The sequence below is a fragment of the Shewanella sp. VB17 genome, assembly GCF_013248905.1.
Taxonomy (GTDB): Bacteria; Pseudomonadota; Gammaproteobacteria; order Enterobacterales; family Shewanellaceae; genus Shewanella.
Map to the genome: position 1 here is coordinate 2,390,848 of NZ_JABRVS010000001.1, position 17,502 is coordinate 2,408,349.

At 41.8% G+C, this 17,502-nt stretch carries 19 protein-coding genes; 12 read left to right on the plus strand and 7 right to left on the minus strand.

Annotated elements, in window-relative coordinates; translation table 11 throughout:
- Positions 1–12 precede the first annotated feature (12 nt).
- Together rsgA and HQQ94_RS22330 are read right to left on the minus strand one after the other, a co-directional pair.
- The gene (rsgA, locus tag HQQ94_RS10250) at positions 13–879 is read right to left on the minus strand and encodes a ribosome small subunit-dependent GTPase A (RefSeq protein WP_309247245.1); all 867 of its coding nucleotides are present in this window, start codon (positions 877–879) and stop codon (positions 13–15) included.
- A 46-nt stretch (positions 880–925) separates the two neighbouring features.
- Entirely contained in the window at positions 926–1,099 is a 174-nt protein-coding gene (locus HQQ94_RS22330; RefSeq protein WP_217274027.1) for a hypothetical protein, read from the minus strand.
- Positions 1,100–1,451: 352 nt separating this feature from the next.
- On the opposite strand from HQQ94_RS22330, the gene HQQ94_RS10255 reads away from it, so the two are divergent.
- The 4 genes from HQQ94_RS10255 (at position 1,452) to HQQ94_RS10270 (ending at position 4,512) form a co-directional block, all read left to right on the plus strand.
- Positions 1,452–1,622 (plus strand): hypothetical protein, encoded by a 171-nt coding sequence (locus tag HQQ94_RS10255; protein WP_173294332.1) that lies wholly within the window; start codon positions 1,452–1,454, stop codon positions 1,620–1,622.
- 782 nt (positions 1,623–2,404) lie between these two features.
- Complete coding sequence (locus HQQ94_RS10260) at positions 2,405–2,875, plus strand: hypothetical protein (protein ID WP_173294333.1); 471 nt, start codon at positions 2,405–2,407, stop codon at positions 2,873–2,875.
- Positions 2,876–3,340: 465 nt separating this feature from the next.
- Positions 3,341–3,967: a LysE family translocator gene (locus HQQ94_RS10265; RefSeq protein WP_173294334.1), complete on the plus strand. Its 627-nt coding sequence runs from the start codon at positions 3,341–3,343 to the stop codon at positions 3,965–3,967.
- Between the two features lie 230 nt (positions 3,968–4,197).
- Positions 4,198–4,512 carry a hypothetical protein gene (locus HQQ94_RS10270; RefSeq protein WP_173294335.1) on the plus strand — a complete coding sequence of 105 codons (315 nt, stop codon included), beginning with the start codon at positions 4,198–4,200 and terminating at the stop codon, positions 4,510–4,512.
- A 273-nt stretch (positions 4,513–4,785) separates the two neighbouring features.
- Here the strand turns inward: HQQ94_RS10270 and HQQ94_RS10275 are convergent, their stop codons facing one another.
- Positions 4,786–5,553 (minus strand): helix-turn-helix domain-containing protein, encoded by a 768-nt coding sequence (locus HQQ94_RS10275; RefSeq protein ID WP_173294336.1) that lies wholly within the window; start codon positions 5,551–5,553, stop codon positions 4,786–4,788.
- 103 nt (positions 5,554–5,656) lie between these two features.
- Here HQQ94_RS10275 and HQQ94_RS10280 point away from each other — a divergent pair, with 103 nt between their 5' ends.
- A complete protein-coding gene (locus tag HQQ94_RS10280; protein ID WP_173294337.1) occupies positions 5,657–6,820 on the plus strand; it encodes an MFS transporter in 1,164 nt (387 codons plus the stop codon).
- A 400-nt stretch (positions 6,821–7,220) separates the two neighbouring features.
- Here HQQ94_RS10280 and HQQ94_RS10285 read toward each other — a convergent pair whose 3' ends face one another.
- The gene (locus HQQ94_RS10285; protein WP_173294338.1) at positions 7,221–8,186 is read right to left on the minus strand and encodes an acyl-CoA desaturase; all 966 of its coding nucleotides are present in this window, start codon (positions 8,184–8,186) and stop codon (positions 7,221–7,223) included.
- A gap of 361 nt (positions 8,187–8,547) precedes the next feature.
- Between HQQ94_RS10285 and sctR the strand changes: the two genes are divergently transcribed.
- Genes sctR through HQQ94_RS10305 form a run of 4 tightly spaced genes read left to right on the plus strand, consistent with a single transcriptional unit; the run spans position 8,548 to position 11,333 of the window.
- Positions 8,548–9,198, plus strand: coding sequence for a type III secretion system export apparatus subunit SctR (gene sctR / locus HQQ94_RS10290; RefSeq protein ID WP_173294339.1), 651 nt, complete (start codon positions 8,548–8,550; stop codon positions 9,196–9,198).
- The gene (gene sctS / locus HQQ94_RS10295; protein ID WP_173294340.1) at positions 9,195–9,464 is read left to right on the plus strand and encodes a type III secretion system export apparatus subunit SctS; all 270 of its coding nucleotides are present in this window, start codon (positions 9,195–9,197) and stop codon (positions 9,462–9,464) included. Before sctR ends, sctS begins: the two co-directional genes overlap by 4 nt.
- A 1-nt stretch (position 9,465) precedes the next feature.
- Positions 9,466–10,266 carry a type III secretion system export apparatus subunit SctT gene (gene sctT / locus HQQ94_RS10300; protein WP_173294341.1) on the plus strand — a complete coding sequence of 267 codons (801 nt, stop codon included), beginning with the start codon at positions 9,466–9,468 and terminating at the stop codon, positions 10,264–10,266.
- A 17-nt stretch (positions 10,267–10,283) separates the two neighbouring features.
- Entirely contained in the window at positions 10,284–11,333 is a 1,050-nt protein-coding gene (locus HQQ94_RS10305) for an EscU/YscU/HrcU family type III secretion system export apparatus switch protein (protein WP_173294342.1), read from the plus strand.
- A 91-nt stretch (positions 11,334–11,424) separates the two neighbouring features.
- Here the strand turns inward: HQQ94_RS10305 and HQQ94_RS10310 are convergent, their stop codons facing one another.
- Positions 11,425–12,534 carry a YdiY family protein gene (locus HQQ94_RS10310; protein ID WP_254304040.1) on the minus strand — a complete coding sequence of 370 codons (1,110 nt, stop codon included), beginning with the start codon at positions 12,532–12,534 and terminating at the stop codon, positions 11,425–11,427.
- A gap of 10 nt (positions 12,535–12,544) precedes the next feature.
- On the opposite strand from HQQ94_RS10310, the gene HQQ94_RS10315 reads away from it, so the two are divergent.
- Positions 12,545–12,697, plus strand: a complete 153-nt coding sequence (locus HQQ94_RS10315; RefSeq protein WP_173294344.1) for a hypothetical protein — start codon at positions 12,545–12,547, stop codon at positions 12,695–12,697.
- On the opposite strand, the gene HQQ94_RS10320 is transcribed toward HQQ94_RS10315, so the two are convergent.
- A complete protein-coding gene (locus HQQ94_RS10320; RefSeq protein WP_173296602.1) occupies positions 12,671–13,243 on the minus strand; it encodes an arylesterase in 573 nt (190 codons plus the stop codon). The two genes, HQQ94_RS10315 and HQQ94_RS10320, sit on opposite strands and share 27 nt — an antisense overlap.
- A gap of 40 nt (positions 13,244–13,283) precedes the next feature.
- Here HQQ94_RS10320 and HQQ94_RS10325 point away from each other — a divergent pair, with 40 nt between their 5' ends.
- Positions 13,284–14,027 carry an ABC transporter ATP-binding protein gene (locus HQQ94_RS10325; RefSeq protein WP_173294345.1) on the plus strand — a complete coding sequence of 248 codons (744 nt, stop codon included), beginning with the start codon at positions 13,284–13,286 and terminating at the stop codon, positions 14,025–14,027.
- Entirely contained in the window at positions 14,027–16,492 is a 2,466-nt protein-coding gene (locus HQQ94_RS10330; RefSeq protein WP_173294346.1) for an ABC transporter permease, read from the plus strand. Before HQQ94_RS10325 ends, HQQ94_RS10330 begins: the two co-directional genes overlap by 1 nt.
- Positions 16,493–16,572: 80 nt before the next feature.
- On the opposite strand, the gene HQQ94_RS10335 is transcribed toward HQQ94_RS10330, so the two are convergent.
- Positions 16,573–17,487, minus strand: coding sequence for a TIGR01777 family oxidoreductase (locus tag HQQ94_RS10335; RefSeq protein ID WP_173294347.1), 915 nt, complete (start codon positions 17,485–17,487; stop codon positions 16,573–16,575).
- Positions 17,488–17,502 lie beyond the last annotated feature (15 nt).

A 17,502-nucleotide genomic window follows, 5' to 3' on the forward strand; every position in this document is an offset into this window, starting at 1 on the left:
TTAGTTTACATTTTACTTACCTTGTCGTTGTTTTACCTGTTCTCGATGAACTTTTTTACTGAACGCTTTCATATGCTGTTTTTGCGCGTAAGCATTTTGCGCTGAACGTGCATTGAAGGCATCTTCTTTGAGCAGTTTCTGATAATTATTCCAGTGAGATTGAGGTAATCCCCCGGACTCCAAAGCTTGTAATATTTTACAGTCAGGCTCCGTTTGGTGAATGCAGTTAACAAACTTACATTGTTTAGCCAACTCAACAATATCATTAAACGTTTTCTCTACTCCTTCCTTGGCGTTGAGTAATTGAAGTTCACGAATACCGGGAGTATCAATAAACAAAACACCTTGCTCATTAATTAATAATTGCCTTGAGGTCGTGGTATGCTTGCCTTTGTTATCATTTTCACGTATGTCACCGATGCTTTGAACTTCACCGGATCGGGTTTGATTAAAAAGAGCATTGATTAAAGATGATTTTCCAACGCCTGAAGATCCAACCATTGCGATGCTTGTTCCGGGTTGTAAAAATTGAGTCAGTGACAGCAATGAATCAGGTTGTAACATTGAAATCGCGATCACGTCATACACTGCTAAGTTGCGTATTTGATCTAAATAGTCTTCAACATTATCGACTAAATCAACTTTATTGAGCACAATAACGGGCTCGATATGATATTCATAAGCCATTGCAAGGTAGCGTTCTAATCGTTTCAGGTTAAAGTCGCTGTTTGCACTGGTAACAATAAAAAGATAGTCTACATTAGCTGCTATCAGCTGCCGCTTTTGGTTGCTTAGACGCTCTAATTGGTTTTTGGCTTCCAGTACCTGCAAGATGCGAAAGTGCTCATTAGCACGCTCTGTAATAACCCAATCGCCCACACAAAAATGCTCACTTACTGGCTGGAAACTCTCAGAGCAAAGTAATTCAACTTCCCCCCTTTGCCCACGTTTGCCCTAATCCTTTGATGACAGATCTATGGATGGCGCTGATCCGAAAAATTAATAATTCATCAGATTGCAGTTTTTCAAATGTTTGAAGATCGATTTGTTGCTGAAAGAAGTGACTCCAACCTAGGGGTTGTAATGGTGAAATATTCAATGCTTTAGCTCCGGCTAAAAAAACACAAATGAGTTATTCCTGAATTGAGGAATAACACTTAAAAGCGCCGGATAAGACAGTACTGACTAAGATACTCTGGAGAGATATCTTATCATTAGAGGGAGTTTATCAACACGAGAATATTCTCGTCGTGCTAAATTTTTCCGCTCTGTGTTGCCTTAATCGACGTTGAATTGATAACAATCATAAATAAATCCTTACATATATTAATGAGATTTGATTATCTTGGATTTAGCCGAACAGGTCAAGTTTTGATAGATTAAGAAGCAAATTAGGATAGTCATATTAATAGTGCTTAAACAAGACATCTCACCAGATTATGGACTTTGATATGGCATTAACTGACTCGTTTGTGGATTTAAGGTGTTGTCATTTGATTTCTCTTTTTTATTGTGATCTTTTAGATGGATCTGAATATCATTACGTCTTTAGTTTAAATATTGAACAGGAAATTGTTGATCGGCTACAAAAAGCCATTGATGAAGTGAGGAGCAATGAATAATTTTGGTTCCGTTGCAAATAACCAATTTGGCAGAATGTAACCAGTTCTTTGTCTATTCGATTTGGCTCTTGGCTTCATAAGAGTCACCCTAACTTATTTCTGATCCAAAGTTGGTTAGCCTTCGAATGAAGAATTATCACATTTATTGTTGTTGGGTCGAGGTTATATTCGGTGTTGGGTCGTTTTTTGAAGGTCACAGCTTCATAGCTATCTATCGCTTGCAGCGTGCTAATGTGTACCTTTCTTTGACAAGGGTCTGTGAGACGCTGGCTCTTGATTTCATAAGAGCCATCCCAGTGGTCTCTGCCAAAACAAACAACGTCCATGTTTAAATGCCAGTTCGACATCCCAGCCTCTCGTTCGGAGAGTATAACTTCGTGATACCTCACCCTGTTTTGGAAGCTCACAGCCGTATCTACACCCATAATTTCAAGAAAACGTGTCTCTTTGATTTGGCTTTTTGGGTGACACTGAAATGGTCTAGGTTATTTTTGGTGCCAAAGTTGGTTAGCTTTCGAATGAAGACAGCCGTATCTACACCCGTTATTTCAAGCAACCATGTCTCTTCGATTTGGCTTTATTTGTGATTTATCTAGCAGAACTCTCTAACAAAAATCCAAGACAGTCCATAAGGATTATGGACATATTATAACCACGAGAATATGTTAAAAATATTATGGGTGTCCACTTAGTGAAATTGCAGTGGCTATGTAACTTCTTCACTAAATAGTTTTCAAGATCAAAGTATTAGGTGTTATTTTGTTCGTGGGTGTTGCTTCTCTGTGGATGTTAACGAAACTGAAATAATACCAATCATTTTTAATTGCATGCCGTTTTCATGGCAAGGAAAATTTGAAAATGTATATATATCAGACTTTTCTTCATTGTCTAGGTTTGCTAAAAATCCAAACATTAATTTAGTAATGGCAAGTGCGAACGGGCAGAGTATGCAGGCTTCTAATAAGTCTAAACAATGGAGTGGTAGTAAGCCAAACTCTAATGACCTACTTCGGCATTTAGAAAGTCCAATTCAACTAAAACCATATCTTAATGCTAGAAAAGTGAATTCAAACTGGTGGATAGCGAATAATGAAATTGCTTTTACGGTTATGGATCATGAGGTTGATACTCACAAGTACGCTAAAGAAGAAAAAGCACTCTTTTCTTCGCCTCCGCCAGTGAGGAAAAAGCTAAAGAAGTCTAAATCTAAAAAAGGTATGGTAAAAAAATATAAAAATAAAAATCGCAGGTAACATCTTATAACTAATAAGGATAGGCCGTGCGCAGCCGCGTCCTTATCCCAAGTGTTGAACAAGCCCGAGCTAGTGAGAAGTTGTACTTTTAATAGCAAATAACAGTTCGAGAAAATCATAGCCAGCCATTGTTAATCAATAACATACCGACATTTACGCTAGCGTTCAACGTTCTGCAACTATCAACTCATGGCAGAAAGGAATGTTAAGCTCATATAACCAAGTGCTGTTAACAAACTGAGGTTTTTTTTCATAAAAAGTTGATTTTCAGACAAGGAATATTTGCTCTGTTGAGAAGTGAAATTAATGATGGCCGTCTATGTGCTTTTTCACCAATAAAAAATTATATATGGCAATGATTAAGTTATTTGTTAAAATAGACTTTTATATATATGAGCGTGACATCGGAAGAAATATGTGCGATTCGCGCACGATAAAATTGTTAGCTCTCTACAAAGGATTATGATGAACTTCGAAAATTGGTTAGCATTTTGTTCTATTGCTTTTATCGCAGCAGCAATCCCTGGTCCTGCAATATTATTAGTTTCGACACACAGTTTACAATTTGGTATTTTACGCTCTCTTATGACTGTCGCTGGAAATATCACTGGTCTTTTCATTATGTCGGCTTGTTCTATATTGGGGTTGAGCGCATTGGTAATGGTTTCATCTACAGCTTTTACTGCCATAAAAATAATTGGCGCGATCTACCTTTTTTATATGGGAATTAAAATTTGGCGTAGTGGTGTACAGTTAAATAATACGAATAACCCAAAACAAGCACAAATAACTACTTGGAAACTTTATATGCAAGGATTAATGATATCTTTAACCAATCCTAAAGCAATAATATTTACTTCTGCGCTTTTCCCGCAATTTATTGTTGTTTCTGAACCATTACTACCTCAGTTTCTAATTTTGGTTGTCACGCTTATGACGTGCTCCTTTATATGTTTACTTTCATACTCTCTTTTGAGCCAAAATTTAAAAGCAGGTAGTGAAAAATATGTGTCAGGCCATATTCTTGGAAAAGTGTTTGGTTCTGCATTTATCAGTGCGGGTGGTGTTTTAGCAATTTCAACTCAGAGGTAATTGAGAGCTAACTAATCAGGATAGGCCGTGCGCAGCCGCGTCCTTATCCCAAGTGTTGAACAAGCCAACGAAGAGGGGGAAATTTAGGTAGGTGGCCAAATTAACTATGCCACTTCAATCAGGCATATATAATCGTTAAATCACCACTGTATCCAAACGATGAAGTCATCGCCCCTTTTATTAAAAAACATGGAGATGCCGTTCGTGATGTTGCATTTTGTGTTGAAAATGTGCAGAAGACTTTTGAACATGCGAAGAAGAGTGGTGCAGAGGTTATCCAACCCCCGACTTACAGCGAAGATGATAAAGGTCAGGTACTCATTGCCAGTGTATTGGCTTATGGCGATACAGTACACTCTTTTATACAAGGTGATCAGTATCAGGGCTTATTTCTTCCGGGTTATCACCCAATCGCTCCTCACTTGGTGAATACATTTGCAGAAAGCTTACCTCCAGTACCTATGGGTCGGATTGATCATGTAGTGGAAATAGATGGGACAGGCATACTTTATCTGCTCAGCCAATCGTTTGTAATACTCAATTGAAATGCCTAGCGCAGGGATAAAAAGTATCACTCCTTTGATTTGTGTTGCATGTTCAGTCCTGTGAACTTGTGTTTGGGTAAAAAAGATAAATAACGTAAAAGCATTCCTATGTTAGAGCGGGAAACCCGCAAGGGCTCACACTCAGCGAATGGAATGAGTTCGGCTATATCATCCTGACAGAGGGTTTTTCTATGATATATTTGCGCCTTGATTCTTTTGCTGTTTGTTTACGAAAGAAGCTGTTTGTGGACACTGCCCGATTTTATTTCACAATCACCTCCGCATAGCCATATATACTCTCGGTGATCTGCCCACCATATTCTTGAAAAAGGTGGTGAAGGCACTGTCGCTGGAAAAGCCCAGCAAGCTGGCGATGTCAGATTGACTGTGCTTATTGGCCAGCAGTTCAATCGCTTTAAGCAACCGCCATTGCTGCCTCCACTGTTGATAACTTAGACCTGTTTCACGACTGAAGATGCGACTGATGGTCTTTTCCGAGGCGCCGCAATCGTGCGCCAGTTTATGTAGTGGCGGCACAGTCACCGTATCGGCCAGATGTCGAAGGCGGCGATCGTTCGGTAGCGGAAGTAGGGTTAATTCACGCGGCATCAGCGCGATTTCATCTAAGCATACAGCCAAAATATTGGCGGCAGTGCCGCTCCGCCAATCGGTACAGAAGTCAGATATGGCGATACGTTCCAGCACTTCATACAATAGAGGCGATGCTGACAGCACTTCAACCTGATCAGGTAGGCTAAAATGAAGGTCGCGCTCGAAATACACTGAGCGATAGCCGACGACCCCGGTTGTCTGTACGCGGTGTATCATCCTTGGTGGTATCCAAGCAATACGTGTCGGTGGTAGCATACAGATCTTCTCATTGAGTGTGATACGCATGCATCCTTGCTGACTGAACAGCAGTTGTCCCATGTTGTGCGAGTGTGAGCCAGAATCATGTTTTGTTAGCTCGGCTGCAATCCCCAATACGCTATTATCGAGCGCGTCAGGATCAAAAATGTTCTGGGCGTTAAGCCATGCCATAGAATGTCCGATTTTGTAAGTTTATTGTCTTTTGTTATGGTAATAGATGATAAATAAAGATGATACCATGTGTTTTTTATTCTTAACCATGGATTAATTTATTATGGGACGCAAGCTTACCTTGACGTTGGCGACATCAATGATGATGTTTCCCCAAGTCGTGGAAACTATCTATAGCCCAGCTCTGACGGACATTGCAGAAGGTTTCCACGTTAGCGCTGAAATGGCCACGCAAACCTTATCTTATTACTTCTTTGCCTTTGCCATCGGCATAGTAACGTGGGGGCGATTGTGCGACGTAATTGGGCGTCGCCCTACCATTTTGGCTGGGGTGGCGTTATATATGTTGGCCTCGATTGTAGCTATTTTTTCCGGTAGCTTTATTGAGTTACTGGCGGCACGAGGTTTGGCCGCCTTTGGCGCTGCCGTAGGGTCTGTAGGCACTCAGACTGTCATTCGTGACCAGTTCGACGGTAAGGAACTGGCACGGGTGTTCTCTTTGATGGGAATAGCGATGGCAGTTAGCCCAGCGATAGGCGTGCTGAGTGGTTCATTCCTGACCCACTATTGGGGCTACCAAGGGGTATTTAGCGGTCTGGCAATATTGGCTGCGACACTACTAGCCTATGTCACATGGAAACTGCCGGAAACCCGTCCTGAACAGGTGATCAAGAGTTCTTTCTTTGGCACGCTGGGGCGCATGGTTAACGACAGTGATATATGGCACAGCGCACTGTTGGTGGCACTGTTCAATATCTGTATGTACAGCTATTACCAGCTGGCACCATTCCGTTTTAAGGATTTGGGTCTGCCAGAACAGTGGTTTGGCTATACCGGTATCGTACTCGCTGTTGGGGTGGGTATAGGTGCCACTATCAATAAGCTGTTGATTGCCAAACGCTGGCTCTTTACCGCATTGCTGACTCTGGCGAGTGTTCTATCTCTGATTGGTGGTATATTAGTGTTCCTGCTGAAGGATACTGTGTGGTTTGTCTTACCAATGATACTAGTGGTTATGGCGTATGGTATTGCCATTCCCAATATTCTGGCGCGCGCTCTGCGCCACTATAAGGATTGCATAGGCACTTCTGGCGCAATTCTTGGCCTAATGTATTACCTGCTGCTCGGCACTGGCCTTGTATTCGCTGGGCTGGCGCAGCAGCTGAGCGCGGTACTGATCCTGAGTAGCCTCTGCACGTTAATGTTGGTATGGAGCATTATACGCAGAGAAAGCAAGCTTGTTCTACTTGAAAGCGAGAGTATCTGAATGTTAAACCTTGGTCGGTACCGTTAAATGGCCAACAAGTCATGGCTCTCGTCGATGATGTTACTGCACTGTGCCGTCAGATACATATGCCCTCCCTGAAAAACACGTTGCTGAAAATCCCCTTTCGCCACCTGATGCCAGTCTTCCAGATCCTGTTGTTCCTAAAAAGTCATTTAACAAACTTGCGGTCAATATTTTCAGTGTTCGAATGATTATAATTAATTTTAATCTTTTTTTTGGATTCCCATGAACAAAATTGAACAAGCATTTTCTGATGTTTTAGCTCAAGATTTGGAGGGGTTGAAATGAATGATGGCGTTAATACGCACTTTGAATTCGTTGTCGTTACGACTCTATAGGAATCATCTTCTTCATACTGCTCTACCGTAATTGTTCTTTGTTAGCTGTCTTTTCGAATAAACTTTGCAACTTCACAATCTTCAGGGACTCGTTCGACACGATTATCTATGTTATCAGCCACCACAACCAATTCCGAACGAACAGGAAGTTGCTTAGGTAGCTTGATATTTTTAACAATTCTAAGGTTATACAATGTGTTCAAAACCCACCAACCCGGATCAGGTTCATTGTGATATAAACCTAGCATTGCAGAACCAGGATAAGCATGGTGATTGTTATGCCATGCTTCACCCATGGATAGGAAACCCGCAATTCTAATATTGTGACCTTGTACCGCAGCACCTTTAACTTCCCAAGTGCGATCGCCTTTATTATGGGCGAAATAACCGATTAGCCAATGACCGCCAACCGATATAACAATTCTTACAGAAACTCCCCAAACTAACCAAGAAACCCCACCGATAAGAAATAAAGGAACGGCTAAAATTAATTGTTGAAGCATCCATGTTTTCTCGATGAATTGATAAAACTTATTGAGTGACACATTATTTTCTATATGAAATTCAGGTGGTTGATTTAAATTCAAATCACAATTCAATTGCCACCAACCATCTTTTAGAATTTTGGACCCATGTAATAAATAATCATGACATTGTGATTGTCGCTGCGCCCAATCACGAAGGTCGTGTTGAACAATCATTCCAATTGGACCAGCCATGCCGACTAACACACCTAAATACACGAACAAATATTCCATCCATTTAGGGCATTCGTAGGAGCGATGAATTAGCAATCTATGCATGCCTAGAGAATGGCCAAAACACAATGTTATTGGAGTAATAACTAAAAAGACCAAAAAAGAGGATGTAGATAGAACAAACGGCGCGACTAAAACAGTTATTAATAAATGCGTTAAAAACCAAATAGATTTAACTGGCTTCCACTTTACAACTCCACTGAAAGCACTGGTATTATTATTTGATCTAACTCTATCCGTATTGAGCATGACTATCCTTAGGCAGCTAACAGCTTATTAATTTGCAGCAAGATAATGTTCCTGACTGCTGATTAATTTGTTGTTAACCTATCACTTCTAAGTGGTGGTTGTAAATGTGCTACCTTGACTTTTTGTTACAAAATTGCGCTGGATAAATCACGTATAAAGGAAATAACCAAACTCAAATCGAGGAGACACGTTTGCTTGGAATCGCCAATGTCGTTAGGGCAGTGACCGTTGACAGCAAGGCCGTTTAATAACATCCCGTTACTATGGAATTTGTGAATCTATTCACGTTCAGGTCTTCACCTGATACAGAGTTTTAGCGAATAGCGTCATGATGGCACTCTAGTTATAAAAGGAGTGCCCCATGACCTTACTCGATAACCCAATTCAGCTTATTATCATGCTTTTTTGTTTGTCATTACTGCCGTTATTTGCAGTGATGGGCACGTCTTTTTTAAAATTGGCCATTGTATTTTCAATGTTGCGTAATGCCCTTGGGATCCAGCAAATTCCCCCCAATATGGCGATATATGGTCTGGCGCTTATTTTGACCTTATTTACCATGGCGCCTGTGGGGCTGCAGATAAATGATAATCTCAAAGCGACCCCTATCGTGTTTAATTCGCCCAATGTGATTGAACAAATAAATACTCAAGCCATTGCGCCTTATCGTGACTTTTTGCAGAAGAACAGCAGTAAAACCCAAGTGGATTTTTTTGCCAATATCGGCCATAAAACTTGGCCTGATAAGTATAAAGATGAATTATCTAAAGATTCATTATTAGTGATGCTACCTGCTTTTACCATGAGTCAACTGGTTGAAGCATTTAAAATAGGCTTACTTATTTATCTTCCTTTTGTGGCCATCGATCTTATCGTGTCTAATATTTTGCTGGCAATGGGGATGATGATGGTGTCACCGATGACCATAGCCTTACCCTTTAAATTGCTTATCTTTATTTTGATGGGAGGCTGGGAAAAGTTGGTGGGCCAGCTTATGGTGTCTTTCTCATGAGTGAAACCATTATAGTGCATCTGACTTCTGAGTTGCTGTGGATGGTGCTACTACTTTCATTACCCGTTGTGATTGTTGCCTCTATCGTGGGGGTGATTGTCAGTCTTGTTCAAGCATTGACGCAGATCCAAGATCAAACCTTGCAGTTTTTAATCAAACTGGTTGCGGTTTGCATCACCCTGGTGGTGAGTTATCACTGGATGGGGGGTTCCTTACTTAATTACGCCAATATGGCATTCGATCAAATAAGTCATATGGGGGGCTAGAATGATAAGTCAGCTGCCTGCAGAGTTAACCACACAATTGCCAGTATTGGCATTGTGTATGATGCGCCCATTGGGAATGATGTTACTGCTTCCTCTTTTTAAAGGTGGAGCTATGGGCAGTGCACTTATTCGTAACAGCTTGATTTTACTTTTTGCTTTACCGACAGTATCGATCATGGATGGAATGCAGTCGATCATCTTACAAGCGGATATGTGGAGTGTATTTAGTCTCTTTGGTAAGGAAATTTTAGTGGGTTTCCTACTTGGTTTTTGTGCAGCCATTCCATTTTGGGCCATCGATATGGCCGGATTTGTAATAGACACTATGCGTGGTGCATCAATGTCGACTGTGCTTAATCCATTAATGGGTTTGCAATCCTCTATTTATGGCATGTTGTTTACTCAACTATTGACGGTATTATTTCTCGTTTCGGGTGGTTTTAATCATCTCTTGGCTGCTATGTATCAGTCTTACAATCAATTACCACCAGGATTTGACTTGAACTTCACTCAGCCATTATTGGTCTTTATTAGCCATGAGTGGCAGTTAATGTGCCAGTTGTGTTTAAGTTTTGCAATGCCAGCGATGGTGATTATGATTTTAGTCGATGTGGCGCTGGGATTAGTGAACCGCTCAGCGCAGCAACTCAATGTGTTTTTTCTGTCGATGCCAATTAAGAGCGCTTTAGTATTATTGCTGCTTATTTACAGCTTACAGTTTGCTTTGTCTCACTATCTGGAGCGAATTTCCGGTATAGAACAACAGATAAGCATCTTGTTTGGCCTCTTGTCGAGTCATTAAATGTATAAGGTGAATGCATGAGTGAGAAAACAGAAAAACCCACAGAAAAAAGGCTAAAAGAGGCGAGAAATCGTGGCCAAGTGATCAAAAGTGCTGAAATTGTCACTGGGTTACAGATGGCGATTATTTTAGGTTATTTTTTGTTTGAAGGTCAGGCGTTGATGCACTCGGTGATGTACTTGATCAATGTGAGTATTCAATCGATTAACTTACCGCTTGAAAGGGCAGCAGATCAGATCATTGGCACCTTTGCTATGGTGGCCTTTCGGTTTCTCGGGGGATTAACGGTAGTGCTGGTGTTGACTATTATTGTTGGCAATGTAGTGCAAACTGGCCCTGTGTGGGCATCAGAAGCATTGATGCCGAGCATGAAGAAACTTAATGTGGTTGATAATGCTAAGCAATTAATTTCATGGAAGAGTGTGTTTGAGTTAGCGAAAAACTTGCTTAAAGTGATTGTACTGAGTTTAGTTTTTTATTATTTATTGCGACGTTATGTGACGTCTTTCCAATATTTACCCTTGTGCGGTGAAGGCTGTGGACTGGGGGTGATATCGACATTAATCACCTGGTTGTGGGCGTGTTTTTTAGGGTGCTATGTTATTTTCGGCATTGCTGATTATGCTTTTCAGCGCTATAACTTGATGAAAGAACTGAAAATGTCAAAAGATGATACCAAGCAAGAGTATAAGGATTCAGAGGGCAATCCAGAAGTGAAACAAAAACGCCGTGAAACCCAAAGAGAGGTGGCTTCCGGCAGTCTTGCGGCGAACGTACGTAAATCAACGGTGGTGATACGTAATCCAACTCATTTGGCTATTTGTCTATATTATCAAGCGGGTGAAACGCCGCTGCCGAGACTGTTGGAGAAAGCGGAAGATCATATGGCTTTACATATTGTTGATTTGGCTGAAAAGGCCGGGGTGCCCATTGTGGAAAATATTCCTCTTGCCCGCGCTATGTATGCTCAAGTTGGCAGTGGGGAGTCCATTCCTGAGAGTTTATTTGAGCCGGTTGCTGAGTTGCTACGTATGGTGATGGCGGTGCCTTATGATGAAAGTGATTAGGCGGTTTTATCTGTTGAACCTTGTTTGAATGTACAATCGCCATAAAAAGCGGTGAAGCACAAGCGGCCTCACCGTGATCAAATCGTTGAAATTAAATATCGAGACTTAGCTGGATGATAAACCGGTAATCGTTTTGCTCTGGAAAAATGTTATTGTTATCGGCTTGTGGTTTATTGATATGGTCCCAGATGTATCTTAAATCGAGATCTAACATATCGGTTAATTCTATGGAAAACTTTGCTTCTGCATTGTGGGTATATCCACCGGATAATTCGTTAAGGTAGTTGATTTCATATTTAGCATAAAAATCGATGTCACTGGTTATTTCAGTGTCATATTCATTTAACACTTTAAGGGATGGACTGCCTTCATTGTCCGACTCACCTGGCGCGACATTCTCAAATTGAGTGTAAGTATATCCTGGGCCAGCGCTTATACTCCATGTTGTATCGTTGTTATCGATGATGTCGTAACCTAATCCTAAACCTAAATTGACTTGGTAGGCTATGTTTTTGATAGGGTCAATAGTGATTGTGGCATCAATAGGTGTAAAGAACATGCGTTTAGATATATACCAATTAAATTTGGTATTTAATTTCTGGTTATCCGCCGTTGTTTCATCTTCGCTTTTAGTATAAGCACTGTCATATTTTAAGGAGTAACGAGACTGAGTTGTGCGGCGGATGGCTTCAGCACTCGCAGTGTAATCTATTTGGTCAGTATTGCCTGAATAAAAGTTAGCGCCTAATGAGACTTCGCTTGACCAGTAGTTTGCTTCGGTTTGCCCACCTTCAATGATGGTCATGATTTGCGTGCGGTCGAACTCTTCCCCGCCAATATAGGTTCGCCCGTCTTTTATGTATAAAGTGCCCGTCTTGGTGGTGAGATCAGTAAAGCCAACACTGACAATACTACGACTCTTGAGTACTTTAATATCTTCCCAATCAATGTCTGTTGTCCCTAGATCTTTACTCTTAAATTCTAGTTCATCATCATTAAGGCTTTTAATGGTGCCTTTTAATACTTCAGATGATGTGAGCTGTACCCAGTCATACTGGCTGTCTGCTTCTGGGTAAATTTGGGAAATGGCAAATGGAGGTGGTTCGATCCCTGTCTGAGTCTCCGCCAAGACTTGAGGAATAAACAATAAAGTGAGACATACACTTAAAGTGAGTGTCATGTTATCAAATTGGCTTTTCAAGGATTTCCCCATGATGACTAAAATTGGTCAGTGGTATTTTATTGACGTGGAGAATATACAAACTGCTGCCGATAAACAAATTTTTAGTGCTAACATGGGGAACAGTGTTAGGGTTTGTGTGTGCATTTTTCACGATTTAGAGCATATCGTTAATCCAAGGTAGAATAAAGTTGACAATATCTTGTTGGGCGAGCTTGTTTGGGTGTATACCATCTCTTTGCATTAATTCTGGCTTAGTGGCTATTGTTGTCATAAAAAACGGCATTAACGTGATCTGATGCTCTGTGGCGAGATCTTGGTATACTTTGTTAAACATTTGGGCGTACCTGGGACCGTAATTTGGAGGCAATAGAATGTCAGACAGAAGAATTTTACTGCCTTGGGCTTTCACTAAGGTAATTATTTTTGTAAGATTTTCTTTGAGTTGCTGAGGTGGAAAACCTCTTAATCCATCGTTGCCTCCCAGTTCAATGATGACAAGTTCAGGTTGTATGGAGTCAAGCAGGGCTGGGAGTCTACGCAATCCTCCAGCCGTTGTTTCACCACTTACAGAGCCGTTTGTTATCGAATGTTGAGGTATGTGTTTACGCATTAAATAAACCCAACCTTGCTCTTCATCGATACCATAACTTGCACTTAGGCTATCACCTAGGATTAATATAGGGGCAGCAATCACGTGAGAACAAGCTAATATGGCCACTAAGCACATTAGGCTAAGTGAACGTTTACGCATTAAGGTAGAAGGTTTTATGTCAAAAAATAGTGTGATCACAGTTAAGGCTCTCGTTAAGTCAGTGGCTACCCAAGAAGGGGAGCTTACTATCCTCAACGGCATTAATCTCGATGTCAAGTGTGGTGAGAGTGTCGCCATTTTGGGGCCATCAGGCTCAGGTAAGTCAACCTTACTGGGTTTATTAGCAGCATTAGACTCGCCGAGTTGTGGTGAGATAACGCTGGATGGTGAAGCGCTGCAATGGATGGATGAAGAGGGTAAGGCGGCACTGAGGAAGAAAAAAGTCAGCTTTATTTTTCAATCATTTATGTTAGTTGATACGCTCAATGCGTTAGAGAATGTGATGTTACCAGCTGAGCTTGCAGGGATAGATAAGGCCAAAGAAAAAGCTGAGGCCATGCTCATGAGAGTTGGATTAAGCCATAGACTGACACATTTCCCCAATCAGCTTTCAGGTGGAGAGCAGCAAAGGGTTGCGATCGCCAGAGCCTTTATTTGTGAGCCTAAAGTGTTATTTGCTGATGAACCTACTGGGAATTTAGATGCCGCTAATAGCCAGAAAGTCGCTGATATGTTGTTTGAACTCAATCAGGAAAGCGATACAACCTTGGTGCTGGTTACTCATGATTTAGTCTTGGCTAACCGATGTGAACGTCAGTTGTTGATGGACTGTGGTGAGCTGACTGAACGAAATAGTCTATTAGAACAAGATGCGAGCACAGAGATATCGATAGATCTTCAGTGTGTGGAGGCCAATTAATGGAGATACCGTTAGCGTGGCGGCTATTTAAGCGAGAGCTGCAACAAGGGCAATTAGGGCTTATTGTACTGGCCATCACTTTGGCTGTGTTATCCGTGACGGGGTTAGCGCGTGTGAGCGAACGCTTACAGGTTGCCATTAGTGGTCAAGCATCGACGTTTATTGCCGCCGACAGGATCATCAATTCCCCAGTTAAGATTGATGAGGCCATTTTACGTCGGGCTGATGAGCTTGGGTTAAGTCGGGTCTCGAGCATGCAATTTAATTCTATGGTGTTTGCTGGTGACAAATTTCAGCTGGTGACGGTGAGAGCCGTAGAAGAAGGTTACCCTTTAAAAGGCAAGATAGAACTGAACCAACAAGAAGGAGCACAGTATTCTGCACTGCCTAAAGTGGGTGATTTATGGTTTGAAAGCCGGCTAGGTGGATTATTAGCTTACCCTAAAACGCTTGAATTGGGTGATCGGCAATTTAGTCTCAGTGCTGAGATCGCCAGGCTGCCAGATGCTGGGTTTAATCCTTTTGCCTCTTCACCGCTCGTGCTAATGCGTTTAGAAGATGTGGCCAGTACTGGGGTGATACAGCCAGGTAGCCGAGTGACCTATTTGGCTCAATTTAGTGGCAACGAAGCTCAATTAGCCCAATTTGAAATGTATGCTAAGCCATTATTGAACAACAGCCAGCGTTGGATTGACGTGAGATCGGGTGATTCACCCATTGCCAGTGCTGTTAAGCGGGCAGAACGTTTTCTATTATTGGCGAGCTTGTTGGGGATAGCATTAGCGTGTGCTGCGATTGGTATTGCAGCGCAACGTTACTGCCAGCGGCATTATGATGTGGTTGCTATGTTGAAAACGTTTGGCGCATCAGCTAAACAAATCCGAACATTGTTCGGTATTCATCTCTTATTAGTGACCTTATTTGGCGTCATATTGGGCCTGATAGGAGGATTTATACTGGATGCGGTTATCACCTCTTTTTTACCAGTTGAGATAGCCGCTTATTCACCTCCGCTGATGAGGCCAATATTGTTAGGGCTTGCTACTGGCTTTATTAGTGCCTTTATGTTCTCGGCTTATCCCTTAATGAGGTTGCTTTCTATTCCGCCTTTGCGTGTGCTGCAACGTCAATTGGAAGGGCTAGAGCTTGGTATGTGGCTTCATTTATTACTTAGCATCATAGCCATGGCGATGTTAGGTTATCTTTATTCACAAAGTTTACCATTAACCTTAACTGTGGTTGCTGGTGTTGTGTTGCTCGGGCTCTTGTTAAGTGGATTGGGTTTTTTAATGATCCGCGCAGGTCACAGCATTGGCATGAAAACCACGAACCCGTTACAGCTTGCTTTGGCTGGTTTGAGGCGAAGGGCTAAACAAAATGCTACCCAGTTAGTGGGCTTTAGCAGTGCGTTAGTCTTACTGTTGACCATTTTCGCTTTACGACAAGATTTGTTGAGTGAATGGCAAAAACAATTGCCTGAGAATGCCCCTAACTACTTCCTTGTGAATATCGCGCCGGAGGAGTCGGTGCCATTGAGTGATTTTCTGGCCAAAAATACGGTGAAAACCACCGATATTTACCCTGTGATCCGTGGGCGCTTGAGTCAAATTAATGGTGAAACGTTAATATCTGCTGAGCAGGCCGATGATGGTGTGGTAGGCAGACGTGGCATGTCACGTGAATTGAACCTAACTTGGCGTGATAAATTACCGGAGAATAATGAGCTTATTCAAGGCGAGTTTAATGACGAAGATAACGATGTGTCAGTGGAGTCTGGGATTGCCGAGCGGCTAGACATTCAGTTGGGAGACAGCTTAACCTTTGTTATCGATAATCAAGATGTCACCGTGAATGTGAGCAGTATACGTGAGGTGCATTGGGAGACGCTTCAACCTAACTTTTTTATGATCTTTACTCGACATTCGCTGTCTTCATTTGCCTACACTTCAATGGCCAGTTTCTATCTTGAGGAAGAAAAGTCTGAGGTGATTTTACAGATCATTAAACAATTCCCGACGGTATCTATCATTGATGTGGGTAACATGGTGAAGCAATTACGTCAGATTATCGATCAAGTGTCCTTATCATTGACCTTAGTGCTTGTGCTCGTGGTGCTTGCTAGCAGTTTAGTGATGATAGCGCAAACTGAAGCAGGAATGGCAACGAGGCAAAGAGAATTGGCTGTATTGAGAACATTTGGTGCTTCAGGGTGGCTACTTAGAATGGCGACGGGTCTTGAATTTGCATTATTGGGTGGTATAGCAGGACTTTTAGCTGTGATTGTGGCCGAATTCACTCTTTATTTGTTAAAAACGCAGGTTTTTGAGCTTAATGTGTATATGCACTGGCCATGGTGGGGGATCGCGCCCGTGTGTGGCGCGCTAATTGTGGCACTATTAGGCGTATGGCGTTGTCGACAATTATTACAAAAGTCCTGCAGTGAGTTGCTTAAATCGCCTGCTTAAGAAAACCCGATCCTGTTAATCATTTACGGGTCTGTTTCCTGAAAAGATAGCAGTGAATGAATAAATCCTAAGTTTGAGTGTTATTTACGCTCAAGAATATCAGCGAGTGCATAACTGAGCTGGGGATATTTGAATGTGTAGCCAGCATCGATAAGCCGTGTTGGCATGACATATTGACCTTGGGTTAACAATTGTGCCATCTCACCGAGTAAGATATTAAGGATAATAGCAGGCATAGGAAGCAGTGATGGACGGGACAGAACACTGGCGAGTGTGTTTGAAAACTCTTGATTACTGACCGGATGAGGTGCAGTTGCATTAAAGATCCCGCTGCAGGTGTCGTTGTTAATGAGAAAATCAATTAATGCGATGACATCTTCTTGATGTATCCAACTCATTCCTTGTTTACCAGAAGCAATGGTTCCCCCTAAGCCTAATTTAAATGCGGGTAACATTTTGGGCAACGCACCACCTGATAATCCAAGCACTAGACCGATACGGATCACGCAAACACGGGTGTGCTCTGATGAAGCGTTAAGAGCAAGTTCTTCCCATTGTTTGCATACAAGGTGTGGAAAATCTTCCGTACCGTTTGGTTCTTGCAGTGTTAAGGTTTCGTCAACACGCTGCTCGGCAATATTTCCGTAAATACCTATTGCAGAAGCATTAATAAAGATAGATGGAGGTGTTTGGCTTAATTTGATGAGTTCAGATAACCTGTCTGTGAGTTGCCAACGAGTCTGACAAATCGTGTTTTTTTGATGAGCAGACCAACGTTTGTTGGCGATAGGCTCACCGGCTAAATTGATCACAGCATCAAAGTCATTAAGATGAGATAAGTCGTGTAGACTGTTTTTATAGTGATGTTGAGTTCCAAGTTTCTCTCTGGCTTGGGCGGGAGAACGCGACAGGATACACAGTTGATGATGACTTTCTAAAGCTTTGACTACTTGATGCCCAATAAATCCGTTGCCCCCGGTTATCAATATTTTCATCGTATTTCATCATGT

Bases quoted from the DNA above. Each gene is read 5' to 3' on its own strand.
- sctR (WP_173294339.1), top strand. From the start codon at position 8,548: ATGACCTTACTCGATAACCCAATTCAGCTTATTATCATGCTTTTTTGT.
- sctS (WP_173294340.1), top strand. From the start codon at position 9,195: ATGAGTGAAACCATTATAGTGCATCTGACTTCTGAGTTGCTGTGGATG.
- HQQ94_RS10255 (WP_173294332.1), top strand. From the start codon at position 1,452: ATGGCATTAACTGACTCGTTTGTGGATTTAAGGTGTTGTCATTTGATT.
- sctT (WP_173294341.1), top strand. From the start codon at position 9,466: ATGATAAGTCAGCTGCCTGCAGAGTTAACCACACAATTGCCAGTATTG.
- HQQ94_RS10265 (WP_173294334.1), top strand. From the start codon at position 3,341: ATGAACTTCGAAAATTGGTTAGCATTTTGTTCTATTGCTTTTATCGCA.
- HQQ94_RS10305 (WP_173294342.1), top strand. From the start codon at position 10,284: ATGAGTGAGAAAACAGAAAAACCCACAGAAAAAAGGCTAAAAGAGGCG.
- HQQ94_RS10325 (WP_173294345.1), top strand. From the start codon at position 13,284: ATGTCAAAAAATAGTGTGATCACAGTTAAGGCTCTCGTTAAGTCAGTG.
- HQQ94_RS10330 (WP_173294346.1), top strand. From the start codon at position 14,027: ATGGAGATACCGTTAGCGTGGCGGCTATTTAAGCGAGAGCTGCAACAA.
- HQQ94_RS10335 (WP_173294347.1), bottom strand. From the start codon at position 17,487: ATGAAAATATTGATAACCGGGGGCAACGGATTTATTGGGCATCAAGTA.
- HQQ94_RS10320 (WP_173296602.1), bottom strand. From the start codon at position 13,243: ATGTGCTTAGTGGCCATATTAGCTTGTTCTCACGTGATTGCTGCCCCT.
- HQQ94_RS10275 (WP_173294336.1), bottom strand. From the start codon at position 5,553: ATGGCATGGCTTAACGCCCAGAACATTTTTGATCCTGACGCGCTCGAT.
- HQQ94_RS10315 (WP_173294344.1), top strand. From the start codon at position 12,545: ATGATGACTAAAATTGGTCAGTGGTATTTTATTGACGTGGAGAATATA.
- HQQ94_RS10280 (WP_173294337.1), top strand. From the start codon at position 5,657: ATGGGACGCAAGCTTACCTTGACGTTGGCGACATCAATGATGATGTTT.
- HQQ94_RS10285 (WP_173294338.1), bottom strand. From the start codon at position 8,186: ATGCTCAATACGGATAGAGTTAGATCAAATAATAATACCAGTGCTTTC.